23 protein-coding genes are annotated in these 25,968 nt (G+C 68.0%); 13 read left to right on the forward strand and 10 right to left on the reverse strand.

From position 1 onward, the window contains the following. Positions 1 to 88: 88 nt before the first annotated feature. Genes MFF07_RS03825 through MFF07_RS03835 form a run of 3 tightly spaced genes read right to left on the reverse strand, consistent with a single transcriptional unit; the run spans position 89 to position 3,892 of the window. The gene (locus tag MFF07_RS03825; protein ID WP_147813555.1) at positions 89 to 2,347 is read right to left on the reverse strand and encodes a xanthine dehydrogenase family protein molybdopterin-binding subunit; all 2,259 of its coding nucleotides are present in this window, start codon (positions 2,345 to 2,347) and stop codon (positions 89 to 91) included. Positions 2,348 to 2,360: 13 nt separating this feature from the next. After that, the gene (locus MFF07_RS03830; protein ID WP_238230727.1) at positions 2,361 to 3,374 is read right to left on the reverse strand and encodes an FAD binding domain-containing protein; all 1,014 of its coding nucleotides are present in this window, start codon (positions 3,372 to 3,374) and stop codon (positions 2,361 to 2,363) included. After that, positions 3,371 to 3,892, reverse strand: coding sequence for a (2Fe-2S)-binding protein (locus MFF07_RS03835; protein ID WP_238230730.1), 522 nt, complete (start codon positions 3,890 to 3,892; stop codon positions 3,371 to 3,373). The genes MFF07_RS03830 and MFF07_RS03835 overlap by 4 nt, the downstream gene beginning before the upstream one ends. A 270-nt stretch (positions 3,893 to 4,162) precedes the next feature. On the opposite strand from MFF07_RS03835, the gene MFF07_RS03840 reads away from it, so the two are divergent. Continuing rightward, positions 4,163 to 5,554 carry a dipeptidase gene (locus MFF07_RS03840; RefSeq protein WP_238230732.1) on the forward strand — a complete coding sequence of 464 codons (1,392 nt, stop codon included), beginning with the start codon at positions 4,163 to 4,165 and terminating at the stop codon, positions 5,552 to 5,554. An 18-nt stretch (positions 5,555 to 5,572) separates the two neighbouring features. Here the strand turns inward: MFF07_RS03840 and MFF07_RS03845 are convergent, their stop codons facing one another. Further along, entirely contained in the window at positions 5,573 to 7,459 is a 1,887-nt protein-coding gene (locus tag MFF07_RS03845) for an ABC transporter ATP-binding protein (RefSeq protein WP_147813563.1), read from the reverse strand. Between the two features lie 197 nt (positions 7,460 to 7,656). On the opposite strand from MFF07_RS03845, the gene MFF07_RS03850 reads away from it, so the two are divergent. The 3 genes from MFF07_RS03850 to MFF07_RS03860 all read left to right on the forward strand — a co-directional run bounded on the left by MFF07_RS03850 (position 7,657) and on the right by MFF07_RS03860 (position 12,041). Then, on the forward strand, positions 7,657 to 8,106 hold the full coding sequence (locus tag MFF07_RS03850) for a tRNA (cytidine(34)-2'-O)-methyltransferase (protein ID WP_147813565.1): 450 nt from the start codon (positions 7,657 to 7,659) through the stop codon (positions 8,104 to 8,106). A 148-nt stretch (positions 8,107 to 8,254) separates the two neighbouring features. Then, positions 8,255 to 11,491, forward strand: a complete 3,237-nt coding sequence (locus tag MFF07_RS03855; protein WP_187272391.1) for a glycosyltransferase — start codon at positions 8,255 to 8,257, stop codon at positions 11,489 to 11,491. A 190-nt stretch (positions 11,492 to 11,681) separates the two neighbouring features. Next, positions 11,682 to 12,041 (forward strand): hypothetical protein, encoded by a 360-nt coding sequence (locus MFF07_RS03860; RefSeq protein WP_147813569.1) that lies wholly within the window; start codon positions 11,682 to 11,684, stop codon positions 12,039 to 12,041. A gap of 34 nt (positions 12,042 to 12,075) precedes the next feature. Here the strand turns inward: MFF07_RS03860 and MFF07_RS03865 are convergent, their stop codons facing one another. Beyond that, positions 12,076 to 13,035 carry a LysR family transcriptional regulator gene (locus tag MFF07_RS03865; RefSeq protein ID WP_147813571.1) on the reverse strand — a complete coding sequence of 320 codons (960 nt, stop codon included), beginning with the start codon at positions 13,033 to 13,035 and terminating at the stop codon, positions 12,076 to 12,078. A 95-nt stretch (positions 13,036 to 13,130) separates the two neighbouring features. Between MFF07_RS03865 and MFF07_RS03870 the strand changes: the two genes are divergently transcribed. The 6 genes from MFF07_RS03870 (at position 13,131) to ldtR (ending at position 20,361) form a co-directional block, all read left to right on the forward strand. Beyond that, the gene (locus MFF07_RS03870) at positions 13,131 to 13,490 is read left to right on the forward strand and encodes a hypothetical protein (RefSeq protein WP_147813573.1); all 360 of its coding nucleotides are present in this window, start codon (positions 13,131 to 13,133) and stop codon (positions 13,488 to 13,490) included. Between the two features lie 252 nt (positions 13,491 to 13,742). Next, entirely contained in the window at positions 13,743 to 15,743 is a 2,001-nt protein-coding gene (locus tag MFF07_RS03875; protein WP_147813575.1) for a hypothetical protein, read from the forward strand. A gap of 95 nt (positions 15,744 to 15,838) precedes the next feature. Continuing rightward, on the forward strand, positions 15,839 to 17,563 hold the full coding sequence (locus MFF07_RS03880) for a type I secretion system permease/ATPase (protein ID WP_147813577.1): 1,725 nt from the start codon (positions 15,839 to 15,841) through the stop codon (positions 17,561 to 17,563). Continuing rightward, positions 17,560 to 18,867, forward strand: a complete 1,308-nt coding sequence (locus tag MFF07_RS03885) for an HlyD family type I secretion periplasmic adaptor subunit (RefSeq protein WP_147813579.1) — start codon at positions 17,560 to 17,562, stop codon at positions 18,865 to 18,867. The genes MFF07_RS03880 and MFF07_RS03885 overlap by 4 nt, the downstream gene beginning before the upstream one ends. Before the next feature lie 387 nt (positions 18,868 to 19,254). After that, positions 19,255 to 19,494 carry a hypothetical protein gene (locus MFF07_RS03890; protein WP_187272393.1) on the forward strand — a complete coding sequence of 80 codons (240 nt, stop codon included), beginning with the start codon at positions 19,255 to 19,257 and terminating at the stop codon, positions 19,492 to 19,494. 354 nt (positions 19,495 to 19,848) lie between these two features. Further along, the gene (gene ldtR / locus MFF07_RS03895; protein WP_147813581.1) at positions 19,849 to 20,361 is read left to right on the forward strand and encodes a transcriptional regulator LdtR; all 513 of its coding nucleotides are present in this window, start codon (positions 19,849 to 19,851) and stop codon (positions 20,359 to 20,361) included. A 149-nt stretch (positions 20,362 to 20,510) separates the two neighbouring features. Here the strand turns inward: ldtR and pqqA (MFF07_RS03900) are convergent, their stop codons facing one another. The 3 genes from pqqA (MFF07_RS03900) to pqqA (MFF07_RS03910) form a co-directional block, all read right to left on the reverse strand. Beyond that, positions 20,511 to 20,600 (reverse strand): pyrroloquinoline quinone precursor peptide PqqA, encoded by a 90-nt coding sequence (pqqA, locus tag MFF07_RS03900; protein ID WP_091970034.1) that lies wholly within the window; start codon positions 20,598 to 20,600, stop codon positions 20,511 to 20,513. A gap of 64 nt (positions 20,601 to 20,664) precedes the next feature. Then, entirely contained in the window at positions 20,665 to 20,754 is a 90-nt protein-coding gene (gene pqqA, locus MFF07_RS03905) for a pyrroloquinoline quinone precursor peptide PqqA (RefSeq protein ID WP_147813583.1), read from the reverse strand. 68 nt (positions 20,755 to 20,822) lie between these two features. After that, entirely contained in the window at positions 20,823 to 20,912 is a 90-nt protein-coding gene (gene pqqA, locus MFF07_RS03910) for a pyrroloquinoline quinone precursor peptide PqqA (RefSeq protein WP_147048147.1), read from the reverse strand. Between the two features lie 454 nt (positions 20,913 to 21,366). Here pqqA (MFF07_RS03910) and lanM point away from each other — a divergent pair, with 454 nt between their 5' ends. From lanM to MFF07_RS03925, 3 genes are all read left to right on the forward strand, one after another. Then, the gene (lanM, locus tag MFF07_RS03915) at positions 21,367 to 21,786 is read left to right on the forward strand and encodes a lanmodulin LanM (RefSeq protein WP_147813585.1); all 420 of its coding nucleotides are present in this window, start codon (positions 21,367 to 21,369) and stop codon (positions 21,784 to 21,786) included. A gap of 147 nt (positions 21,787 to 21,933) precedes the next feature. Beyond that, positions 21,934 to 22,611: a metal ABC transporter permease gene (locus MFF07_RS03920; protein WP_147813587.1), complete on the forward strand. Its 678-nt coding sequence runs from the start codon at positions 21,934 to 21,936 to the stop codon at positions 22,609 to 22,611. Positions 22,612 to 22,803: 192 nt separating this feature from the next. Beyond that, positions 22,804 to 23,439: a L,D-transpeptidase gene (locus MFF07_RS03925; protein WP_147813589.1), complete on the forward strand. Its 636-nt coding sequence runs from the start codon at positions 22,804 to 22,806 to the stop codon at positions 23,437 to 23,439. A 128-nt stretch (positions 23,440 to 23,567) separates the two neighbouring features. On the opposite strand, the gene MFF07_RS03930 is transcribed toward MFF07_RS03925, so the two are convergent. Together MFF07_RS03930 and MFF07_RS03935 are read right to left on the reverse strand one after the other, a co-directional pair. Beyond that, entirely contained in the window at positions 23,568 to 23,888 is a 321-nt protein-coding gene (locus tag MFF07_RS03930; RefSeq protein WP_238230734.1) for a low molecular weight protein tyrosine phosphatase family protein, read from the reverse strand. Beyond that, complete coding sequence (locus MFF07_RS03935; RefSeq protein WP_238230736.1) at positions 23,885 to 25,672, reverse strand: ABC transporter ATP-binding protein; 1,788 nt, start codon at positions 25,670 to 25,672, stop codon at positions 23,885 to 23,887. The genes MFF07_RS03930 and MFF07_RS03935 overlap by 4 nt, the downstream gene beginning before the upstream one ends. Positions 25,673 to 25,968: the final 296 nt, after the last annotated feature.

The following is a 25,968-nucleotide window of genomic DNA, read 5'->3' on the forward strand; positions in this document are numbered from 1 at the left end:
GGCGACCGCAACGCGGGAGCGGTCGCTGCGCAAAAAAGAACCGGCAGCCGCGAGGGCTGCCGGTTCGGGTCGCACCGTTCAGGTCGGCTCAAGCTGCCAGGATCTTGTCCACCGTGATCGGCAGGTCGCGAATGCGCTTGCCGGTGGCGTGGAACACCGCGTTCGAAATCGCGGCGGCCGTGCCGACGATGCCGATCTCGCCGACGCCCTTCACACCCAATGGGTTCGCCTTGTCCTCTTCCTCGACGAAGATCACGTCGATGTCGTGAATGTCGGCGTTGGAAGGCACGTGATACTCGCCGAGGTTGCGGTTCATGAACCGGCCGAGGCGGTGGTCGAGCATCGATTCCTCATGCAGCGCCGAGCCGATGCCCATCACCACTGCACCCATGATCTGGCTGCGCGCCGTCTTAGTGTTGAGGATCTTGCCGGCCGCGATCGCCGAAACGATGCGGGTGACACGAACGATGCCGAGGTCCTCGTCGATCTTCACCTCGGCGAAGACGGCAGAGTGGGTGTAGGCCTCGTACTTCTTGGCGAAGTCCTTGTCGGGGTTTGCGGTTTCCGTCGCCTCGATCCTGTCTTGGCCCGAGGCCTTCAGAACATCGGTCAGCGCCACGCCACGTGAGGGATCGCCGGCCGCTTCGATGCGGCCCTTCGAAAACACGATACGGTCGAAATCAACGTTCGCCAGCGGCGAGCCCTCCAGGCCGCGGGCGAGTTTGAAAGCCTGCTCGGCGACATTTCGGCAGGCCTTCATCACGGCCGTGCCGGACGACGCGGCCGTCCAGGAGCCGCCGGCGACGGGGGCCTTGGCGAGGTCGGTGTCGCCGAGTTTCGTCGTGACGTGGTCCATCGGCAGGCCGAGGGCGTCGGCCGCGATCTGGGTCAGGATCGTGTAGGTGCCCGTGCCGATGTCTCCCGTCGAGTTTCCGACTTCGAGCCGGCCGTCGGCGGTCAGCGTGACCTTGGCGCTCGACTCCATCATCAGCGCCTCCCAGATCCCGCAGGCCATGCCCCAGCCGACGAGCTCCTTTCCGTCGCGCATCGAGCGCGGCTCGGGGGTGCGCTTGGCCCAGCCGAAGCGCTCGGCGCCCTGCACGAAGCAGTCCTTCAAGGCCTTCGAGCCGTACGGCTTCTCCTCGACCGGGTCGGTGTCGGTATAATTGGTGATGCGCAACTGGATCGGATCGATCCGTGTCGCGTAGGCCAGTTCGTCCATCGCCGTCTCGAGGGCGAACATTCCGGTGACGGCGCCGGGGGCGCGCATGTCGCCGGGCGTCGCCGTGTCGAGCTTCGACAACCGATAGGTCAACTCGACATTGTCGCAGCGGTAAAGGATGCCCGACCAGTTGACGACGTTCTCCTGGTAGTCCTCGAACTGCGAGGTGCCGTGCAGGGCATCGTGCTTCAGCGACTGAAGTACGCCGTTCTTTTCAGCGCCGAGCGATACGGTCTGGATCGCACCCGGCCGGTAGGTGAAGCTCCACATCTGGTCGCGGGTCAGCACGACGCGCACCGAGCGGCCGAGGTCCTGTGCGGCCAGCATCGCCAGGAAGAGCTGGTATTGCGGGCGCAGACCGCAGCCGAAGCCGCCCCCGAGATAGGGGTTGAGGCAGCGCACCTGCTCCGGCTTCAGGCCGAAGGCGTTGGTCAAGTACATCTGAGTGTTCGCGACACCCTGGATCTTGTCGTAGACCGTATAGGTGCCGTCATCCTCGACGACGACGGTCGAGGCGTGGGGCTCCATTGGATTGTGATGCTCGTGGGCGATCCGGTATTGCTCGCTCACTTTGATCGGGGCGCCGTCGAACGCGGCGGAGGCATCGCCCCAAGGCTTCGGCGGCGTCTTGATGCCCCCGCGCTTTTCCGGCGGGTCGTAGGACTGATCCTGAAGCGCTGCGATGTCGGTGTGCGGCGTCTGGGCCTCGTAGGACACCTTCACGAGCGAGGCCGCATGGCGTGCCGTGTCGAAATCCTCCGCCACGACCAGCGCCACAGGCTGGCCGGAAAACGCGATGGTCTCGTCGTAGAGCGCGCGGAAGGGCGCGCCGGGCGGCGCTACCATGTCCTGGTAGGCCTCAGCCTCGCCAGCGACGCTCGGCCTGTTCTCGTGGGTGATCACCTTGAGCACGCCGGGCACGGCTTCGGCTGCCGCGCTGTCGATTGCGGTGATCCGGCCCTTGGTGATGGCGCTCGACACGACGTAGCCGTGCGCGAGGTTCTCGGAGGTGAACTCGCCGGCGTATTTGGCGAGACCGGTGACCTTGGCGGGACCGTCGACGCGGTTTTGCGCGCTGCCGACGAATTTGTCGCGCCCGGATGCCGGGCTGATCTGCGTAGCCATGGGCAAAAGATCCTTACTGAATGCGCTTGTCGGACTGGTTCTGCGGCGTGCCCGCGGCGGCCTGTTCGAGGCCGCGCACGATGGCGCGCCGCGCCAGCTCGATCTTGAAACCGTTCTCGGATTGCGGCTTGGCCTCGGCCACGATGAGGTCGGCGGCGGCCTGAAAGCTTTCGCGCGTCGCCGGCTTGCCTTGCAGCAGGGCCTCGGCCTCCACGTTGCGCCACGGCTTGTGCGCGACGCCGCCCAATGCGAGGCGAGCGGTCTTGATGGTCCGGCCGTCGAGTTCGAGGGCGGCCGCCACAGAGACCAGCGCGAAGGCGTAGGAGAGCCGGTCGCGCAGCTTCAGGTAAGTGTGATGCTGGCCGTAATCTCGCGCGGGCAGGTCGACGGAGAGGACGATCTCGCCGGGCTTGAGGCTGTTGTCCTTCGACGGGTCGTCACCCGGCAGGCGGTGGTAATCGGCGAATGCGATGGCACGGTCGCCGTCGGGACCGGTCACCTGCACCGTCGCTTCCAGGGCGGCCAAGGCTACGCACATGTCGGAAGGGTTGGTGGCGATGCAGGCCTCGCTCGCCCCGAAGATCGCATGGATGCGGTTCACGCCGCCGATCGCCGGGCAGCCGGAGCCCGGCTCACGTTTGTTGCAGGGCGTGCCCTCGTCGTAGAAATAGTAGCAGCGCGTACGCTGGTTGAGGTTGCCCCCGGTCGAAGCCGCGTTGCGCAACTGTGCCGACGCCCCGGCGAGCAGCGCGCTCGACAACAGCGGGTAGCGGGTCTGGATGCGCGCGTCGTAGGCGAGGTCGGCATTGGATACGAGCGTGCCGATGCGCAGGCCGCCTTCATGCTCCGCAATGCCGCCGAGCGGCAGCCGGGTGATGTCGATGAGCCGGCCCGGCTTCTCGACATTGTACTTCATCAGGTCGACGAGGTTGGTGCCCCCGGCGATGAAGCGCGCACTCGCATCCGAGCCGAGAGCCTGAATGGCCTCGGCAACAGTGGTCGGGCGAACGTAATCGAAGCGGTTCATCGGGCGGCTCCCTGCATGACGTCTTCGATCGCATCGATGATGTTGGTGTAGGCGCCGCAGCGGCAGATGTTGCCGCTCATGGCCTCGCGGATTTCCTCGCGGGTCTTGGCGTGGCCCTCGTTCATCAGGCCGACCGAGGAGCAGAGCTGCCCCGGCGTGCAGTAGCCGCACTGGAAGGCGTCATGCTCGACGAAGGCTTCCTGGATCGGGTGCAGGGTGTTGGTGCCCTGGCGCTGGGCCATGCCGGCCAGCCCCTCGACCGTGGTGATCTCGGCACCGTCCTTCATCACGGCGAGCGCGAGGCAGGAATTGATGCGGGTGCCGTTCACCAGAACGGTGCAGGCACCGCATTGACCATGGTCGCAGCCCTTCTTGGTGCCGGTGAGGTCGAGGCGCTCGCGCAGGAGGTCGAGCAGCGTCGTCCAGGGCGCGACCTCGATCTCGCGCTTCTCGCCATTGATGGTTAGGGTGATGCCGATCTTGGCATGGGCTCCGGATGAGCCGCTGTCGATAAGCATGGCGTTTTCCATGATGCTGCTCCGGTCCATGGAACCGGAGCGTCTGCGATTGGTGGGTCCGCCGCCTGCCGTGCGAACGTGACTTGTAGCGGCTAGAGGCAGGGCGATTGAACGGATGCAGCGCGGACGGACGCCGCGCCGGATTGTTTCGATAACCGTTCCAATCTGGCGCCGTTCCCTGCCGCGTCAGCGGATTGCAGCGGGGTTACGCCGCGGCTGCCGCTCGGCTAACGCTGGCCCAACCCGCACAATCTTCTCGAAGGACAGGCCATGGCCGCGCTGGATCCGATCCTGAACGACATCGACAAGGACCTCGACAACGCCCTGGAGCGGCTGTTCGATTTCCTGCGCATCGAGTCGATCTCGACCGATTCCGCCTACAAGGGCGAGTGCCGCAGGGCCGCGCACTGGCTGGAGGGTACGCTGACGGCGCTCGGCTTCGAGACCAGCGTCGAGGAGACCTCGCTCCACCCGGTGGTCTACGCGCACAAGCCCAAGCCCGGTGCGCCGCACGTTCTGTTCTACGGCCATTACGACGTGCAGCCGGTCGACCCGCTGAACCTGTGGACGCACCCGCCCTTCGAGCCGCGCCTGACCGGAGAAGGCGATCACCGCCAGATCGTCGCCCGCGGGGCTTCGGACGACAAGGGTCAGGTCATGACCTTCATCGAGGCCTGCCGGGCGCATCTCGCCATGACCGGCGAACTGCCCTGTGCCGTCACCATCGTCATCGAGGGGGCGGAGGAGAGTGGGTCGCAGGGGCTGCCGGAATGGGTCGAGACGAACCGCGACCGGCTCAAGGCCGACGTGGCCCTCGTCTGCGACACGGCGATGTGGGACCGCGACACTCCGCAGATCACCACGTCCCTGCGCGGTCTCGCCTATTTCGAGGTGACGGTGACCTGCGCCGATCGCGACCTGCATTCGGGCTTCTTCGGTGGGGCGGCGGCGAACCCTATCCATGTGCTGTCGAAGATCCTCGCTGCGCTCCACGACGACGACGGCCGGGTGACGTTGCCGGGCTTCTACGAGGGGGTGCGCGAGCCGCCGCCCGAGGTGCTGGAGCAATGGAAGGGCCTCGACTTCACCGCCGAGAAGTTCCTGGGGCCGATCGGCCTCAAGGAGCCGGCCGGCGAGCGTGGGCGCATGCTGATCGAACTGATCCAGTCGCGCCCGGCCTGCGACGTCAACGGCATCATCGGCGGCTATACGGCGGAGGGTACGAAGACGGTCATCGCCGGCCAGGCGAGCGCCAAGGTGTCGTTCCGACTGGTCGACGACCAGGACCCGCAGGTGTTGGCGAAGACTTTCGAGGCGTTCGTGCGCGAGCGCGTTCCGGCCGACTGCAAGGTGGACGTGATTTGCTACAAGGGTTCGCGCGCCTTGGCGCTGCCTTTCGACATGCCGCAGCTCGCCGTCGCGCAGGCTGCGCTCACCGAGGAATGGGGCCGCGACGCCATCGCGGTCGGGGCCGGCGGCTCGATCCCGATCGTCGGCGACTTCAAGCGCATCCTCGGCCTCAATACCCTGCTGATCGGCTTCGGCCTCGACGACGACCGGATCCACTCGCCGAACGAGAAGTACGAGCTGCAGAGCTTCCACAAGGGTACGCGCAGCTGGGCGCGTATCCTGTCGGCGCTGGGGGCGGTGGCCCGCTCCTGACCGTGGGCGAACCCGACCTCACTCCGCTGCCGTCGTGTCGAGGCTGCGTGAGGCGTCGGCGCCTGCGGCGCCATCTCCGAGGAAGCCCCCCGACTGGCGTTGCCAGAGCCTTGCATAGAGGCAGCCCGAGCGGATCAGCTCGGCATGGCTGCCCTCCTCGACGATGCGGCCCTTGTCGATGACGATGAGCCGGTCCAGCGCCGCGATGGTCGAGAGGCGATGAGCGATGGCGAGCACGGTCTTGCCCTGCATCAGCATGTCGAGGCTGTCCTGGATCGCCGCCTCGACCTGCGAGTCGAGGGCCGAGGTCGCCTCGTCGAGGATCAGGATCGGCGCGTCCTTGAGGATGACGCGGGCGATGGCGATGCGCTGGCGCTGACCGCCCGATAGCTTCACGCCGCGCTCGCCGACCTGGGCGTCGTAGCCGCGCCGGCCCTTGTGGTCGATCAGGTCACCGATGAAGGTGTCGGCCTGCGCGAGCCGGGCAGCCCGCTCGATCTCGGCCTGAGACGCCTCCGGATTGCCGTATGCGATGTTGTCTCGGATCGAGCGGTGCAGCAGCGAGGTGTCCTGCGTCACCATCGCGATCGAGCCGCGCAACGAATCCTGCGTGACTTCGGCGATGTCTTGGCCGTCGATCAGGATGCGGCCGCCCTCCAGGTCGTGTAGGCGCAGCAGCAGTGCGGTGATGGTGGTCTTGCCCGCGCCGCTGACGCCCACGAGTCCGACCTTTTCGCCGGGCCGGATGCGGAACGACAGGTTCTCGATGATCGAGGCATCGCCCCGGCCGTAGTGGAAGTCGACGTCCTCGAAGCGGATGTCGCCTCCGGAGACCCGCAGCGTGCCGGCATTCGGCACATCGACCAGGGCGTGCGGGCGTGAGACGGTGGCCATGCTCTCCTGGATCACACCGACATTTTCGAAGACGCCGCGCACGGTCTGCATCACCCAGCCCGACATGGCGAGGAGGCGCATGACCAGTGCCAGGCCGGCGGCGGCTTCGCCGGTGGTCATGGCGTTGTCGCGCCAGAGCAGGAAGCAGGCGGAGGCCGTCGCGACGAGGAGGACGCTGTTGAGGATCCCGAGCAGCGTCGTCGTCAGCGTGGTCAGCCGGAACTGGTGGAGATAGGCCGCCGTGTTGGCGTCGACCGCCTCGCGCACGGCCGCGCGCTCCTCACGGTCGCGGGCAAAGAGCTTGACCGTCAGGATGTTGGTGTAGCTGTCGACGACGCGGCCGACGAGGGTCGAGCGGGTCTCGGCGCTCTTGTGCGAGCGCTCCCGGGCGCGCGGCACGAACCACGTCGTCAGCGCTGCATAGGCCGCGACCCAGGCCACGACCGGCAGCGCGAGCCACAGGGAAATCGAGCTGAACAGCCCGATCGCGGTGACGGCGTAGATCGCCACGTAGAGCAACGTGTCGATGAACACGACAGCGAGCTCGCGCACTGCCGGCCCGACCTGGACGATCCGGTTGGCCAGCCGCCCGGCGAAGTCGGACTGGAAGTACGAGAGCGAGTGCCCGAGCGTGTAGAGATGCGTGCGCCAACGGATCTGGCTCGCGGTCTGCGGCACGATGAGCTGGTTCGAGCAGATCTCGTGCAGCCAGATCGAGACCGGGCGCACCACGAGGAGCAGCGCCAGCGCCAGCCCGATCCCCGTTCCGTGCTCGGCGAGCACGGTGGAGCGGTCGGCGCCGTTCATCAGGTCGATGAACCAGCGCATCAGCAGGTAGAGCGAGGCCTCGATCGTGCCGGCCAAGACGGCGGCGACGAACAGGATCGCCAGGGCGAAGCGGATCGGCCTCAGGTAGAAGCCGACGAAGCCCATCACGGTTTTGGGCGGCATCTGCCGGTCGTCGAACGCCGCGAACGGGTCGATGCGGCGCTCGAGCCAGTCGAGAAACATGCGTGGGGTACCGATTGAGGTTGGAGAGCCAGACTTAAGCCGCCTCGACGATCAGCCAAGTCCGCTGCGATGCCGCGGGCATGACCGGACACGTCGCGTGGCCCTGCCGGCCGACGCCGCCGGGACCGTCCACAGCATGGGCTGCGACGTGCATTCGCGCTTGCCAACGGCCACATGGCCGTCCGATCGATGAGTCCATGCTTCGCCTCGCCCTCTACCAGCCCGACATCCCACAGAACACCGGCACCATGCTGCGCATGGCCGCCTGCCTCGGCGTGGCCGTCGAGATCATCGAGCCGGCAGGCTTCGACGTCTCGGACCGGCACCTGCGCCGCTCGGGGCTCGACTATCTCGAACACGTCGCGATCACCCGCCACCGCTCCTGGGCCGCCTTCGAGGACTGGCGGCGCGAGGCCGGCATTCGGCTGGTGCTGGCGACGACGGCGGGCGCGGTGCCCTACACGGAGCATGCATTCCGGGACGGCGACTGCATCCTGGTCGGCCGGGAATCTGCCGGCGTACCGGAGGCGGTCCACATGGCGGCCGACACGCGGGTGGTGGTGCCGATCCGCGAGGGGCTGCGCTCGCTCAACGTCGCGGTGGCGGCGGCGATGATCCTCGGCGAAGCGATCCGGCAGGCCGGCTGATCGAGCCTCCCTCGCTGGACCGCCCCTCGGCCCCGTTGTACCAAGCGCTCGCTTCCGGACGGGCCAAGAGCGGGTCGCGGCCCGTGAGGACCCGTCGGCGCGGGCGCGATCCCGCATCATGCTCTCGGCACCCGGATCGTCCCATCGCATGCGACTGCGTCGTATCGTTCGCCGCCTCACCTGGCATCGCAAGCTTGACCCGGTCCTGATCGCGGCGGTACGCCAGTCGGGCCTGTTCGCCCCGCGCTGGTATCTGCGGCGCTATCCCGACGTGCGCACCTACCCGGCCGGCCCGCTCGCGCATTTCTGCCAGCACGGAATCTACGAGGGCAAGGATCCCGGCCCGCTCTTCAGCACGGACGCCTACCGCGCGCGGGCGACCGGCGTCGCGGCCTCGGGCGAACCGCCCTTCCTGCACGCCATGCGCCGCCGCGAGCCGGACTCGGCCTATCTCTGGACGCCCTCGACGGAGGAAGCCCTGCGGCCGGTGATCCTGGCGAGCGGGCTGTTCGACCCGGATTTCTACTTCGCGCAGAACCCGGACGTCGCCCGCACCACGTCGAAACCGTTCGACCACTACATCCGCTACGGGCGCCTCGAGAACCGCGCGCCGGGTCCGGCCTTCGATCCGGAATATTACACCGAACTCTACCCGGATTACCGGACGCTGTTCCCGACCCCGATCGAGCATTTCGTGCTGTATGGCCGCGCGCGCGGCCATGCCGGCAGCGGAGCGCCGCTCTACCAGCGCTGGATCCAGCTTCACGACGCCCTCACGCCCGAGGACGAGGCCGCGATCCGCGCCGAGGCCGAGCGGGATCCGCTGCCGCCGGTTCAGGTGCTCTGCGTGCTCGACGCCGCGGCCGTGGACGGCCTGCCGCGGATCCTCGAAGCCTTGCGCGGCCAGATCGGCGCGGACTGGCAGGCCACGCTCGCCCCCGCCGCCGACCTTCCCGCCGAGCTCTGGCGGCGTTGCGAAACCGGCGTCTCCGGACACTCGCAGATCCGATGTGCGATCTCGCTCGATCTCGCGCTCGGCGAGATCGCAGACGGCAGCACCGTTCTGCTCTGCGCGGGCGACGCGATCCTGCGGGCCCATGCCGCCGACGCCTTCGCGCGCTGGCTTCGCGCGCATGGCGCCACGGCCGCCTATGCAGATCACGACCGCCTGACCGGGACAGAGCGGACGGCGCCGGATTTCACTCCCGAGATGTCGCCGGACTACCTGCGCCGCGTCGCCTATGCCGGGCCGGCCGCCGCCTTCCGCTCCGACGCGGGCACCCGCGCGGCACTCTCGGATGCCTATGCCCGGGCGCAGCCGAGCGCGACCCTGCCGAGCGCCTTCCTGCAACGACTCGATCCCGCCGCCGTCACGCGGGTGCCGTTCGTGCTCTCGCACCGGATCGGCGCGGCGCCGACGCCGCGTTTCGTGACGGCTGAGCCGGTGATCGCCGAGCCGGGCGAGGCCTTCGCCAGTGTCGGCATCGTGATCCCGACCCGCGACCGCATCGAATTGTTGCGGCCCTGCATCGAGAGCATCCTGGCGCAGACCGACTATCCAGCCGACCGCCGCGAGATCATCGTCGTCGACAACGGCTCCGAGAAGCCCGAGACGGCGGAATACTTCCGGGACATCGCGGCGCGCGGCGTCGTCATCGTGCCGGCGCCCGGCCCGTTCAATTTCTCGGCGATCAACAATGCGGGCGTGGCCCGCTCGAACGCCGACATCCTCGTCTTCCTCAACAACGACACCACGGTGAACCGGGCCGATTGGCTGAAGAAGCTCGTGGCCCAGGCCCGCCGGCCGGAGGTCGGCGCCGTCGGCGCGACGCTGCTCTATCCGGACGACACCGTGCAGCATGCGGGCGTCATCCTCGGCGTCCACGGCGTCGGCATCCACCGCCATGCCGGCGTTCCGTACACGGCGATCGCGACGGCGGACGTCACCCGCGAATTCTCGGCCGTCACCGGCGCCTGCCTCGCCATGCGGCGCGAGCTCTTCCTCGAACTCGGCGGCTTCGATCCGAGTTTGGAGGTGAACTTCAACGACACCAAGCTCTGCGTGGCGGCCGTCCAGGCCGGATACCGCACCGTCAACATCGCCGAACCGCTGCTCTACCACCACGAGTCGAAGTCGCGCGGCTACAGCGACTCGAGCGCCAAGCTCAACCGCCTCTATCGGGAGGCAGCGACCCTGATTGCCCAGGTCCCCGCGATGTTTCGCGACGATCCGGCCTACAGCCCGAACCTGTCGCTGACCCGCCTCTACGACCCGGCTTTCCCGCCGCGCATCGTGCGGCCGTGGCGGCGAAGCCGGGGGGCGAAGCGCGTGCTGATGCTGAGCCTCGTCCACGGACAGGGGTTCGGCGTGCCGGTGGTCCTGGCGCAGCAGGCGGCGGCGCTCCGCGCCCGCGGCTTCGAGGTGACCGTCGGCGGCCCCGTCTCCGAGCGCGACACCGAGTATCCGGGCTGCCGCCGCGTCGCGCTCGCAGACGCGCGTGCGGCAGCAAACTTCGCGGTGAGCGAGGGCATCGATTGCGTCGTGGCGCATACGCAGCCGTTCTTCAGCGTCGCCCGCCTGCTCGGCGCCCATCCGGCGACGTATTTCGTCGACCATGGAGAGCCGAGCCCGGAGCTGTTTCCCGATCGCGTCGGCCGCGAGGCCGTGGACCGCGAGAAGCGGCTCTCGGCGGCTTTCGCCAAGCGCATCTTCACGATCTCGCGCACGATCTACGGGCAGCAGTTCCGACAGGACGCCATGGTCCTGCGCAACGGCGGCACGCACCTGACGGCGTGGAACGCCGAATGGGCCGCCCGCCGGGATGCGCTTCGCGCGCGCTGGAACCTGACGAACCGGTTCGTGATCCTGAACGTCTGCCGCTTCACGGCCTCCGAACGGAACTACAAGGGTGTCGACCGCTACGTCGATATCGCCCAGGAGTTCGGATTGCTGCATCCGGAGGCGAAGGATGCCTGCGTCTTCGCGCTCGTCGGGCGGGGCGAGCCCGCGGACGTGGCCCTGCTGGAAGGCGAGGGGCTTCGGGTCTTCCCGAACGTCTCGGACGCGGAGATGGGCGAGCTTTATGCGGTCGCCGACGCCTATGCGAGTTTTTCGCGGTGGGAGGGCTACAACCTCGGGATCGGGCAGGCCCTCGCCATGGGTCTGCCGGTGGTCGCCTCGGGCATCGAGGCGCATCGGGAATTCCCGATCGTCACCTCGAACGCCACGATCGAGGTCTGCGCCGAACTCGCCCGGCAGCACGCCGCCTGGGCCGGAGGACCTGTCGAGCGCAAAGCCGTGCTGGAACCATGGCAGCCTGCGCTCGACCTGTTCTGCGATACGCTCGCGGCAGATTGCGCGGCGGCGCCGGGGCCGTGGGGTTAGGCAGAACGGCGTCGCGCTCGACCCGACCGTCCATCGACCCGCGCGTCGGCACGAGAATCGCCAAGGCGATGCGATCGGTAACGGCTTCCGGCACCCGATCGCCGGCCTGTCATGCCGGAGAGTTGTGCAGGGGCCGATGGCGTACAGATCTCTTCACATCGGGCGGACGCGAGGTCCGCGGAGAAATGACATGACGAGATCGGGCATTCCGGCGTTTCACCGATGGATGGCGGCTGCGGCCGTGGGTGTTCTGATGGCGGCGGCCGTCATGCCGTCGCGCGCGGTCGCGCAGGACCTGCCGGATCTGATCGCCCCGAACCCGCTGCCGCTTCCGCCCGAGATCACGGCCTTCGTGAAGCGTCTGGCCGGGTGCAACCACTGGGCCGGCGAGGAGGCGACCGATGCGGACCGGGGGGCTGCGATCGCGCAGGCGCGGTTCCGCCTGAGGTGCAACACCATCGAGCAGGACGAGGCCCGATTGCGGGCGCGCTTTGCCAGATCGCCCGGCGCCCTGGAAGCGCTCGATCAGGCCGGCAGCAGCGAGGAGTGATCCGGCGGCTGCTCCGGGAGCCGGGAAGCGCGCCTCAGCCCGCCCCGTGCATCACCATCAGCGGTTCGGCCTCCGCCGTCTCGCCTGCGAGGCGCACCAGCACCCGGCGCAGCCAGCGGTGGGCGGGATCGTTGTCGTAGGAGGCGTGCCAGAGCATGGCGACGGCGACGTCGTCGAGGGCCACCGGCACCGGGCTCACCGTAAGTCCGAGTGCGTCGGCGAAAGTGGTGGCGAGGCGCGCATGCATGGTGGCGATCACCGGGGCGCTGCGGACCAGGAACGGCACCACGAGGAAGCGCGGAGTGGTGACGGCGAGGGTCCGCGTTCGGCCGATCTTGGCGAGGGCGTCGTCGACGACGCCGTGGGCGGTCTCGCGCAGGCTCGTCAGGACGTGCGGAAACCGCAGGTAGTCGTCGAGCGAGATCGGCGGCGTCAGGCCGACGAGCCCGGCCTCGAACAGGCAGACGTAGCTGTCGCGATAGAGCAGCCGCCGCTTGTGATGGCTCTGGCCCTCGAACGAGAAGCCGACGGCGAGGTCGACCCGGTCGGTATCGAGCTCTTCGAGGGAGCGGTCGCGGTCGACCGAGCGCAGCAGCAGCCGGATGCCGGGCGCCTCGGCCCGCAGATAGGCGAGCAGGCGCGGGCCGAGCAGCATCTCCGTGCTGTCGGGCAGGCTGATGGTGAAGCTCCGCTCCACCCTGCGCGGGTCGAAATCGTCCTCGTGGCGCACGAGGAACTGGATTTGCCGCAGCACGGCGCGCACCGGCTCGGCCAGCGTGAGCCCCCGCGGCGTCGGCCGCATGCCCTCGGGCGCGCGCGTCAGCAGCTCGTCGTCGAACAGCCGGCGCAGGCGCGCGAGCGCGGAGCTCATCGCCGACTGGCCGATGCCGATGCGCGCTGCCGCCCGCGTGACGCTGCGCTCGGAGAGCAGCGCGTCGAGCGCCGTCAGCAGGTTCAGGTCGATGCGGGCCAGATCGATATGATCAATAGCCACTAGCGATCCAATCGGTTTGATACATGCTGCACTGCAGAGCATATCCCGGTCACAGGCAAGGGCATCTCGCCCTGCAGACCGCGAAAGACCCGATCATGACCCTTCGTCCCCTCCTCGTCGCCCTCGCCCTCTCGACCGGCATTGCCTCGGCGAACGCAGCCGAGATCAAGTCGGCCTCCGGCGGCAGCGTCGACCTCGGCACGCTCTCCGGCGTCGCCTACTACACCGCCGAGCCCAAGGGGTTTCGCGTGGTCGTCACCCTGGCGCCGCGCGCCGCCGCCCCGGCGGTCCGCTTCGAGACGGTGCTCGCCGCCGACCAGAGCGTGACCCTCTCGACCCCGCGCGGCCTCGGCGCCGAGACCCGCTCCGTCGAGATCAGCCGGATCGGCGACCGCATCGTCGTCTCGCCGCTGCGCGCGGCGGGCATCACCCAGGAAGCGGCCGCCCTCAACTGATGGCCGGCGTCGCAACCGACAGCCCCCTCCCGGCGCGACACCGTGCCGGGAGGGGTCGTGCGTCCGACCCCGCCGATTGCGTGGCTATAGAATTCACTTTTCAGCCAATGGAACAGTCGAAAACTATACAAAGACAGCATAAGTATCAAATTTTAGCCTAAAACGAGATTTTAATCGAAAATTTACTCTGAAATTCAAGTAGAGAAACAACATCGAGCTTCCAGAGTTGGTCCATGACTCTTGGAGGATCAGATGTCGACATCACCCCTATCCGTGCTCGGCCAGCCTGCGCGCTCGCTCGAATGGCTGATCGGCCCCGATGCCCTGCTGTCTTCGACGGCGCTCGCGACCGGGCAGCTCGGCACGCTCGGCCCTATCGCCTCGCTCATCGAGGGCGGCCTCGACGTTCCCCTGACCGAAGGCGCGACGGCGGGGCTCGCCGGCACGGCGACCGGCATCGCCAACCAGGCGGTGATCGATGCGCATGCCGCGCTGGAGAACCTCGGCCATGAGGTCGCGCCGCTGAACGGCCCGCTTCACGCCCTGACCAACCTCGGCGAGACCGTCGGCCTCGGCCATATCGGCGAACCGGGCAACATCCTCACCGACCTGACGGCGGTTCCGGCCGCGGTGGCCGCCGGCGGCGGGCTGGTCTCCGCGGCGCCCCTACTGAACGATCTCGGCGGGGCGCTCGGCGCGACCGATGGGCTGGTCGCCTCGGCCGTTGGGAGCGGTACGGGGAGCAACCTGCTCGCGCCGAATGGCCTGCTCGCACCGGTCTCGAGCCTCGCCAACGCCGTGGTGCTCGATCTCCACGCGAACATCGAGGGGCTCGGCCACGACCTGCCGATCCTGAACGACGCGCTGCACGGGCTCACCGCCCTCGGCGAGACCGTGGGGCTGGGTCATCTCGGCACCGGCGGCAACCTGCTCACCGACATCGTCGGGCTGCCCGGCGGCCTCCTGAACGGCCAGGGCCTCGACGCGCTCTCGCCGATCCTCGGCGATCTCGGCCATGTCACCGGCGCGGCGACCGGCCTGCTCGGCGACGTCCTCCACATTCCGGGCAGCCTGCTCGGCGGCCAGTCCGGCCTTCCGCTCGACGGACTTCTCGGCGGGCTGACCGGTGAGGGCGGCGGCCTTCTCGCGCCCGTGACGTCCCTGCTCGACGGCGTGACCGGCGGCCATTCCGGAACGCCTCTGGATGGCCTGCTCGGCGGGCTCGCCGGTGACGGTGGCGGCGTACTCGCGCCCGTCACCGCACTTCTCGGCGGTGGTCCCCTCGGCGGCGACCTGCTCGGTCCCGACGGTACCCTGCAGCCGGTGGGGGACATCGCCAACGGGCTGATCGACGGCATCCACGCCAACATCGAGAACCTCGGCCACGACATCCCGATCCTGAACGTGCCGCTGCACGAGGTGATCAACCTCGGCACGACGGTCGGTCTCGGCGCGCTCGGCGAAGGCAGCAACCTCGTCACGGACGTGGTGAACCTCCCCGGCGACATCCTCAGCGGGAACGGTCCGGCCGGCATCGGCCAAGTCGTGGCCGACGTCGGCCATGTGGCGGATGCGGCCGGCGCGGTCGTCGGCAGCGTTCCCGGCGTGATCGACGGCCTCCTGTCCGGCGGCGTCGGCTCGGGGACGCCCCTCGACGGCGTGCTCGGCGGCCTCACGGGCGGTGGCGACGGCGTGCTCGCACCGGTGACCGGGGTGCTCGATGGGGTGACCGGCGGTAACGGCGGGTCGCCGCTCGATGGCGTGCTCGCGCCCGTACTCTCTACCGTCGGCGGAGTAACGGGTGGGGGAAATCCGCTGACGGGGATCCTCGGTGGCCTGACCGGCGGCGGGGAGGGGACGCATCCGCTGATCGACGTGGCAGCCGGCCCGACCACTGCGGCGCCGGTCGCGAATGTCGGAATCTTCACGCCCCCGGCCGATCCGGCGCACACGGTTCAGGTCGGCGCGATCGGCGTCGGCGCCGACCAGCCGGGCCTGCTTGGCGCCGGGCTTCTGTCCGGCGACGGCATCGCCTTCCCCGCGACGGGCGGCGGCGGCGGGGACGCCCTGGTCGGCCATGTCCTCGACATCGTCCACACGACGACCGCCGGATCGGCCGATGCGGACGCCTCGCACGGTGCCGGCATCGATCTCGGGGTGCTCGCGATCGATCTCGGCGGGCATGCGGAAGCGCATCACGCCGATCCGACGCCGCATGGCGCGACGAGCGGCCTCCACCTCCTCGGGCTGTGACGACCGGTCCCCGCCGCCCTGGCGCGGCGGGGACTTTTTCGCACCCCCAGACCTGACCCTCCGCACCCCGTCCCCCAAAAACCCGGAACCGTGACGTGAGCGAAGACCGCGTGGTGCGTCTGGCCAAGCGCCGGGAATTCTGGGCTGCCGTGGGTGCGGGGAGGGGGGCGCTGCTCGCCGTGATCGGCGTCAGCGGGCTCATCAACCTGCTGATGCTGACGGCGCCGGTCTTCATGCTCCAAGTCTACGACCGGGTGCTGCCGAGCCGAAGCCTTGCGACGCTCGTCGGGCTCGCCGGCATCGCCCTGATACTGTTCCTGGTTCAGAGTGTGCTCGAAGTGTTTCGAGCGCGCATCCTCTCGCGCTTCGGCCGCCTCGTCGACGAGCGCCTCGGCTCGCGGATCTTTCGGGGGCTGTTGGTGCGGGGCTCCGAGATGCCGCGCAGCGACGAAGGCCCCCAGGCGCTCCGCGACCTCGACACGGTGCGCGGCTTCCTGTCGAGCATGGCCTTCACGGCCTTCTTCGATTTGCCCTGGGTGCCGCTCTACGTCGCCGTCTGCTTCCTGTTCCACCCCTGGATCGGTCTGACGGTGTTGGGCGGCGCGATCTTTCTGTGCATTCTGACGATATTGACCGACTGGGCCTCGTCCGGCCCGACCCGTGAGGCGGTCAAGGCGGCGAGCGAGCGCCGCGCCTTCGTCGACATGGCGCACCGCACCGCGCCGCTGCTGTCGGCCCTCGGAATGCGCTCCCGCATCGCCGCTCTGTGGCAGCTTCGCGCGGAAAAAAACCTCGACGTCGCGACCTACGGCAACGACCTCGCCATCGGCTTCGGCGCTTCAGCGCGGCTGATGCGCACCGTGCTGCAATCCGGCATCCTCGCCCTCGGTGCCTATCTCGTGGTGCGGGAAGAGGCGACGGCCGGGGTGATGCTCGCCGCGACCATCCTGTCGGCCCGCGCGCTGGCGCCGGTGGATCTGGCCATCGCCAACTGGAAGTCGTTCGCAGCCGCGCGCCAGGCCTGGACCCGCCTCGCCACGTTCCTGCCGCGCAAGGAACCCGCCGCGCTGACGCCCTTGCCCGCCCCGCGCGAGAGCCTGCGGGTGACGGCGCTTTCGGTGGCGATCCCCGGCACCGACACGCTAGCGCTTCACGACGTCAACCTCGCCCTTGCCCCCGGCAGCGCACTCGGCGTGATCGGCCCGAGCGGCTCTGGGAAGTCCACCTTCGCCCGCGCGCTCGTCGGGCTCGCCCGCGCCAGCCGCGGGGTCATCCGCCTCGACGGGGCGGCCATCGCGCAATGGGATCCCGACGCGCTCGGCCGCTCCACCGGCTACCTGCCGCAGGACATCGAGATGTTCGAGGGCACCATCGCCCAGAACATCACCCGCTTCGATCCCGAGCCCGATCCGGAGGCGCTGCTCTCTGCCGCGCGGGCGGCGGGCGTCCACGAGGTCGTGCTGCGGCTGCCCGGCGGCTACGACGCGCTGCTCGGCGCGGGAGGCCTCGGCTTGTCCGGCGGCCAGCGCCAGCGCATCGCCCTGGCGCGGGCACTCTACGGCGATCCGTTCCTCGTCGTGCTCGACGAGCCGAACTCCAACCTCGACGTCGAGGGCGACCGGGCGCTGTCGGCGGCGGTGCAGGCGGTGCGGGCGCGTGGCGGCATCGCCATCGTCATCGCGCATCGGCCGAGCGCGCTAACCGCGGTCGACCGCATCCTCGTGCTCGCCGACGGCCGCGTGCAGATGCACGGCCCGCGCGACGAGGTCCTGGCGCAGCTTAGCGCGCTCACCCGCCAGACACCCACGAGAGTCGCATGAGCAACGCAGTGGACGTCACCCGGAACACCCGCCGTTCGCTGCGGCGGCATATCGGCGGCGTCGCCGCGGTGATCGTCGTGGCGACGGGCGTCGGCGCCTGGACGGCGGCGACCGAACTCTCCGGCGCCATCATCGCCACCGGCTCCCTGGTGGTCGAGACCAACATCAAGAAGGTGCAGCATCCGACCGGCGGCGTGGTCGACGACTTGCGGGTGCAGGAAGGCGCGCGCGTCCAGGCCGGCGATCTGCTGATCCGCCTCGACGCCACCACGGCGCGGGCCACCTACGACAGCGTCAGCAAGAGCCTTTTCGAGCTGGCCGCCCGGGGCGCGCGGTTGGAGGCCGAGCGCGACGGGCTCGACGCGGTGGCCTTCCCGGCCGAGCTGACCGCCGCCGGCGCCGAGGTCTCGCGGATCGTCGACGGCGAGCAAAAGCTCTTCCGTTTCCGGCGCGATGCGCTGCAGGGCCAGAAATCGCAGCTGAAGGAGCGCGTCGGGCAGCTCGGCGAGGAGATCAAGGGGCTCGTCGAGCAATCCGCCGCGAAAGAGCAGGAATCCACGGTCATCGGCCGCGAATACGAGGGCGTGCAGGATCTCTGGAAGAAGAACCTCATCCAGATGACCCGCCTCACCGCGCTGGAACGCGACATCTCGCGGCTCAAGGGCGAGCGCGGCCTACTCGTCGCCAACATCGCGCAGACCAAGGGAAAGATCTCGGAGACCGAATTGCAGGTGATCCAGCTGGAGCAGAACCTGCGCAGCGACGTGGCCAAGGAACTCGCAGAGATCCGCGCCAAGGCCGCGACGCTCACCGAGCAGAAGATCACCGCCCTCGATCAGTTGCAGCGCATCGACATCCGTTCGCCGCAGACCGGCTATGTCCACGAACTCGCGGTGCACACCCGCGGTGGCGTGATCTCGCCGGGTGAGCCGATCATGCTCGTGGTGCCGACCGCGGATTCTCTCGTCGTCGAGGTGCGCGTCGCGCCCCAGGACATCGACCGCTTGCGCACCGGACAGGAGGCCGGCCTGCGCTTTCCGAGCTTCGACCAGCGCACCACGCCGGAGCTGAACGGCCGCGTCACCCGCATCGCCGCCGACGTCAGCGAGGACAAGCGGACGGGCAGCTTCTACTACCTCGTGCGGCTGGGCGTCACGAAGGACGAGCTCGGCCGCCTCGACGGCGCCAAGCTGATGCCCGGCATGCCGGTGGAGGCCTTCATCCGCACCGCCGATCGCACGGTGTTCTCCTACCTGACCAAGCCGCTGACGGATCAGGCCCGGCGGGCCTTCCGCGAGAAGTAAGGGAGGCGCGCCCGCATTCCGCCGTCCGACCGGGTCGCGTCGGGCGGCTTTGCGAATGCCGTGTATCGAGCACGATGCCCGACTTGGCGGTGCGCCTGGACGGTCGCCCGAGGCAATCATCGCCGCCGATATGCGCCGCGAGCGGCATCTGCGGTTCTCGCTTGCCACCGAACCGATGTTTTCGCGGTGAGAAAGGATGAAGCGAGTGCTGCGATTGGCCATTGCGCATCGCGGCGTGCTACATCGGGCAGCGTAATCGGTGCCGGCTTCCTCCGCTCGGCGCCATGTCTTCCCGACGCAGCCCCGTCCTCGCCGGAGAGCGGATTTTCGGCATGCGCCATGCGCTGCGCCGATGGATGGGCACCGGACGAGTACCGAAAGACCGCGATGACGACGACCGAGGACCCGACTGCGAAGAACCGCGCCGAGGACCGCGCCGAGCGCGCCGAGCGCATGGCGCGTGACGGCGCGCAGGCCATGGCCGACCACAAGGCGCAGATCAGGGCGGTCGACGACCGGACTCAGCGCCTGCGCGCGATGCGTCTGGCCAAGGAGGCGGAGGTCGCGGCCCAGGCCCCCGAGCCGGCCGCTCCCAAGCCGAAGCGCAAGCGTACCGTGAAGGCCTGAGGGCTTCTCGGCTGCTGAATCCTGGGCCGCGCGGTGGCGCCCGGATGCGATGCCGACGCGCCGGAGGTCCGGCCGTCGCGGGTCCAGCTTGAGACCGTCCTGGCGCTTTCCGCAGGTTTCCCCGGCAAAGCGAAGTCGAGTTGCGAAGCGAGCTTGGTAATCTTAGCGGGAGCTTGCCGTATAGCCCTTCGCGTTCGTAAATATCGCGGATTTCATTGCGCATTGACCACTCCGGGTAAATCACAAATTCATCTTGTCGCTTAAATCGCCTTTCATTCGTCTGGGCCAGATTGGCTGCATAAGCGGCGCCGACCAAAACGGCGCACCGGCAGAACAGACCAAGTGAGGCGTCAGATGAAGTCCCAGGCTGCGAGGATCGTCGAGTCCGACACCGCTCCCGACACCGCTCCGGTGGCCGGCAACTATCTCGAGGCTCTGCACCTCGTGGAGCGCCTGCACCGCCGCCTGCTCGACGTCATCAAGGACGAGTTCGAGCGCCGTGGTCGCGAGGACGTCAACAGCGTCCAGGCCCTGCTGCTCTACAACATCGGCGACAAGGAGCTCACCGCGAGCGAGCTGCGCTCGAAGGGCTACTATCTCGGCTCGAACGTCTCCTACAACGTCAAGAAGCTGGTCGAGGCGGGCTTCCTCCACCACGCCCGCTCCAAGCTGGACCGCCGCTCGGTGCGGATCAGCCTGACCAACAAGGGCCACGAGGTCCACGAGATCATCCGCGGCCTCTACGAGAAGCACGCTCGCACCATCCAGCCGATCGGCGGCATCTCGACCGACGATTTCGGCCGCCTCAACCAGGCACTGGGCCGGCTCGAACGCTTCTGGACCGACCAGATCCGCTACAAGCTCTGAGCCTTCGGCTCACCGACCAGTCCTGTTAACACGTGAAACGGCCGGATGAGCGATCATCCGGCCGTTTCACGTCGTTCGTCACGGCACGAAAAAAAGACGCCACCCTTCCGGGTGACGCCCTCGAACCGCTGGAGTTCGACGAGACGACCTTAGTTGAAGGTGTCGATCTCGGCGGACTCATAGCTGGTGACTTCCATGCCGACGCAGATTTCCTGGACGACGGGAGCGGACCACTTCATGATGAATCTCCTGATTGACTGATTAAAAAGAGGAAGGATCGGCTGAATCTAGCCGGAGACGACCTTAGTTGAAGGTGTCGATCTCAGCGGAATCGTAGGAAGTGACTTCCATGCCGACGCAGACTTCCTGAACGATGGGGGCAGACCACTTCATGACGTTTCTCCTGTTTGGATTTTGGATGAGACGCAAGAGACAGGCTCGATCGAGCCGCCGTCACTTCATCAGTTGAAGGTGTCGATCTCTGCCGACTCGTAGCTGGTGACTTCCATGCCGACGCAGACTTCCTGGACGACCGGGGCGGACCACTTCATGACCATCTCCTGCGTTCTTCGATAGACCCAACATAGGCGATCTATTGGGCGCAATTCAAGCGGGCACTACACTTATATTTCTCATAGAACATTCCGGCAGGCCTGTGCGCCGAGCGAGACGCCAGCCGGAATTGATAGCGCCGATATGACAGCGGCTTAGCGTCCGGGATATCGTTCCAATCGCCGATGCGCACGGGAAGACAAGCGTCGCGCAAGGGCCGGATTGCCGCTTCTGCATCTGAGAAACGCCTCAGCCCGGTACCGGTTGCCGGCCGGTCGGAACACGATTCGATGACCGCCGGTGGCCCGGACGAAGCCGCTCCCGCATCTGCGGCCCGATTGCCGAACTTGCCCATATTGCAATGCCGCATTGCAAGATATCGCGGCCATCCGCTTGCGCCGTCATGGTAGTCATCGATCGTTGCTAATCATCCACAGTCAGGAGAGACCGACGATGACCGTTCCGTTCCGTGCGACCGCACTTCTCGCTGCCGCAGCGTTGCTGCTGCCGGTTGCCACCCTGAGCCCTGCCTTCGCCAAGAAGGCCGCCGGCAGCGCGATCCTGAAGTCGGTCGACACCGACAACGACGGCACCATCGACCTCAAGGAAGTCGAGGCTGCTGCCTCCGCGAAGTTCGATGTGCTCGACCCCGACAAGGACGGCACGCTCGACGTCAAGGAGCTCAAGGGCCGCCTTAGCCCGTCCGCCCTCAAGAAGGCCGATCCCGACAGCGATGGCACCCTGGACAAGAAGGAGTTCGTCGCGCTCGCCGGTTCGCTGTTCAAGGAAGCCGATCCGGACAACGACGGCACCGTCGACGCCAAGGAGCTGAAGAGCCCGGCCGGCAAGGCATTGTCCAAGCTGCTGAAGTAAGGGTTTCCGTCGCGTGGCTGTCCGAAACCGGGCGGCCACGCCCCTATGCGCAATATAAGGATGCTTGAGCGTCATTCGATTGCGCGCAAGCTTGTCTGCCCGGTCGGCCGCCCCATAATTGCGGGGCACAGACAGGGAGATACGACCATGAAACGCACCACGCTCGCAGCCTTCGCCGGTCTTCTGGCCCTCACGAGCGCCAGCGTCGCCGCCCCCGAGCTTCAGCGGGTTCGCGGCACCATCGAGAGCGCCGACGGCAGCTCGGTCGTGATCAAGACGGCGGACGGCAAGTCCGAGACCGTCGCGACTTCGGGCGCCAAGTTCGCCTGGGTGGTCAAGTCGAGCCTCGACGAGATCAAGGACGGCGTCTTCATCGGCACCGCCACCAAGGGCGACAACCCGCCCACCGCCCTTGAAGTCGTGCTCTTCCCCGAGTCGATGCGCGGCACGGCGGAAGGCCACTACGGCTGGGACGAGATCACCGACACCACCGAGGGCGGCACCAAGGTGAAGAGCTCGATGACCAACGGTACGGTCAAGGCAAGCTCCGCAGCCGCGCCGAAGGTGAAGAGCTCGATGACCAACGGCACCGTCAAGTCGGCCGCGGGCGCCGGCGGCGACAAGACCCTCACCGTGACCTACGACAAGGACGGTTCGAAGACGATCGCCGTGCCGGCCAAGGCGCCGATCGTGGCGTTCGAGCCCGCCGACGCCGCGATCCTCAAGCCCGGCAGCCACATCTTCGTGGTCGCGGCCAAGGACGGCAGCAAGCTCGAAGGCAAGCTCGTCGCCGTCGGCAAGGACGGCCTGACCCCTCCGATGTGATCGGCCGGGCGTCAGACTACCGAGATCGGGCGGCGCCGGGAGGATTTCCGGCGCCGTTTCGCCGAAAAGACCGACGATGCAGGGCCTTATGCCCCGTCGGTGAAGGCGGACTGCTCGCCACACCTGCCGGAACCGCCTACGGTTCGGCACGTAGTCCGTCAGGTTCGACCGTCGTCGCCGCGAGGCCGTTTCATGCGTCCGTTCTCTGCAATCCTACTGTCGGGCGTTCTGCTCGCGGTTCTCACGAATTCGGCCTCGGCCGAACTCCGCATCGACGTCGACAAGGCGTCCCAGCGGATGTCGGTGACCGTCGATGGCCAGCCTCGCTACACTTGGCCCGTCTCCACGGGCGTCGCCGGCTACGACACGCCGAGCGGCAGCTTCAAGCCGTTCCGGATGGAGGCCAGCCACTTCTCGCGCGAGTTCGACAACGCGCCGATGCCGCATGCGGTGTTCTTCACGCAGATCGGCCACGCCATCCATGGCACCAACCAGGTGCGCAACCTCGGCCGCGCCGCCTCGCATGGCTGCGTCCGGCTCTCGCCCGGCAACGCCGCGACGCTCTACAGTCTGATCAAGGCGCAGGGCATGGCGAACACGCGGATCACCCTGCAGGGCGAGGTCGAGGAGCGCGTTGCCGGCGGCGGTCGCGAGCCCGGCTACCGCGCGGCCCGTTCGCGCCGCGACTACGACGACGGCGATGTCATGCCGGCCGGTATGGAGGCCAGCCGCGCCCCGACCGGCTACCAATACGCCCCGCGGCAGCGTTCCTACGATCCTTTCGGCGAAGGCTATTACGGCCGGCAGGACGCCTACGGGGAGTATTGAGACAGCTTTTAGGTAAGCGGATATCTTTTCGTCATTGCGAACGCAGCGCAGCAATCCGGGGCCAACTCGCTTACGGTCGAGCATTTGGCCCTGGATTGCCTCGCTGCGCCCGCAATGACGGCTCGACATCATCGGAGAGGCGGCCGTACCTTCGTCTCGAGCAACCGCACCAACGCCGGGTCCATAAACGCACAGTCGTCCGGAATATCGAGGCAGATCAGCCGGGCATGCTTGAGCGCCGACCGGAACCGCCGCTGAAGCTTCCGGCGATGCCCACGCTCCATCACGAAGACGATATCGGCCCATGCGAGATGCTCGGCCGTGACCGGCTCGTCGGCATCCGCCGAAACCCCGGCCGAGGCCGTCTCCAGACCGTCGTACCGACAAAAGATCTGCTCTGCGGTCGGGCTCCGGAGGCGGGCCCGACCGCAGACGAACAGCAGCCTCACGCGCTCTCCGCCAGCACGGTCTGCTTCTCGAACAGCGCCCGGTAGGCTCCGTTCGGACGGCGTATCAGGGCGGCGTGCGGCCCGTCCTCGACGATGCGGCCGCGGTCGAACACGAGGATGCGGTCGAGGGCCTGCACCGTCGAGAGACGGTGCGCGATCACGATCGCCGTGCGCCCGCGCATCAGCCGCTCCATCGCTTCCTGGATCAGTGCTTCCGATTCCGAATCGAGACTGGACGTCGCCTCGTCGAGAATCAGGATCGGCGCGTCCGCCAGGAAGGCGCGGGCGAGCGCCACGCGCTGGCGCTCGCCGCCCGAGAGCTTGATGCCGCGCTCGCCCACCAGCGTGGCGTAGCCCTTCGGCAGCCGCGCGATGAAGTCGTGCGCGTTGGCGAGCCCTGCCGCCCGCTCGATCTCGGCCAGGGAGGCGTCCGGCCGGGCATAGGCGATGTTCTCCGCAATCGAGCGGTGGAACAGCACCGGCTCCTGCGGCACGATTGCGATCTGCGAGCGCAAGGACCCCTGCGTCGCCCCCGCCACGTCCTGCCCGTCGATCAGGATGCGGCCGCCGGTGACGTCGTAGAGCCGCTGGATCAGCTTGACGAAGGTCGTCTTGCCGGAGCCCGAGCGCCCGACGAGGCCGACCCGCTGCCCGGCCGGGATCGTCACCGAGACGTGCTGGTAGAGCGGCGTGTCGTGGCCGGCATAGTGGAAGGTCACGTCGTCGAAGCGCACGGCCCCGCCGCCGACGGCGAGCGGACGCGCCTCAGCGAGATCCGCGACGCCGTAGGGCTCGGCTTCGAGGTCGACCAGCTCCTCCATCTCGTTCACCGCGCGCTGCAGGTGGTTGATGTGGCCGCCGATGTCGCGGAGGTAGCCGTGCAGCACGAAGTAGCTCGTGAGCACGGTCGCGACCTCGCCGGCGCTCGCCGCCTCGTGCCACCACAGCCATAGCGCGAGCCCGACCAGCGCCGTGCGGAAGACGAGCAGCAGCACGAACTGCACCGTGCCGCTCCAGGTCACCCGCATCCAGGTGCGCCAGGTCCGCCGCTTCCACTTGCCGAAGGTGCGGGCGAGCCGCGCGTCCTCCCGCGCCTCCGCGCCGAAGGCCTTCACCACCGCATTGTTGCCGATGGCGTCGCTGAGCACGCCGCCGAGCCGGGTATCGAGGGTGTTCGAGAGCTGTGCCGCCGGGGCGATCACCCGCGTCGCGAGGTACCCGGCCGTGAAGACGTAGAGGAGCGTCGCGACGCCCACGAGGGCGCCCATGGCCGGCCAGTGCAGGCCGAGCATCACCATCGTGCCGAGCAGCACGATCAGCGTCGGCACCAGTGAGAGCAGCACGACGTCGTTGAGACCGTCGAGCGCCCACATCCCGCGCGAGATCTTGCGGACGGTCGAGCCGGAGAAGCTGTTGGCGTGCCAATCGGTCGACAGGCGCTGCACTCGGCGGAAACTCGCTTGCGCCACGTCGGACATCATGCCGAGCGTCAGCGGCACCACCAGGCTCCAGGCGAGGTGGCGGAAGCCGATCGTGAACAGGCCGAGCACGGCCATCGCCGCGAAGGCCCACAAGGCCGTGTCGAGCGCGGCATTGCGATCGCATTGGGTCAGCGCGTCGACGAGGCGGCCGGCATAGAGCGGCAGCAGCACGTCGGCGAGCGTCGCCAGGATCGTCGCCGCCAGGAGCGCAGAGACGAGGCCGGAGCGCAGCCGCCATTGGCGGGAGACGAAGACGAGGACGCGGCCGAGCGCGCCGCCGCGCCGGGGAGAACGAAGAGTCATGAAATTGTCCCGACGCGCGAAAACACGCCGGCTCCATCAACGGACGCGCGTCGCCACGGCATGACGCCGTCGGTCGCGGTCGGATCGGGAAGAAGGGTTGCGATGTCCGCGGCGGCCGTCAGGCCGGTGCGGATGGCAGGCTCAGCGAGCTAACGCTGGCCGGCGGGAGAGGCGAGACGAATTTTAAACATGCGGCCTCCCTCGTTTGAATTGCAGCCGAGTCGGTGGATAGCAGCCGCGACTGGACTTCGCAAATTCGTAGATTGAACAGTATTTTTTCAAATTCGATCTATTGA

Origin of the sequence: Methylobacterium thuringiense, from assembly GCF_022179645.1 — a bacterium.
Taxonomy (GTDB): Bacteria; Pseudomonadota; Alphaproteobacteria; order Rhizobiales; family Beijerinckiaceae; genus Methylobacterium; species Methylobacterium thuringiense.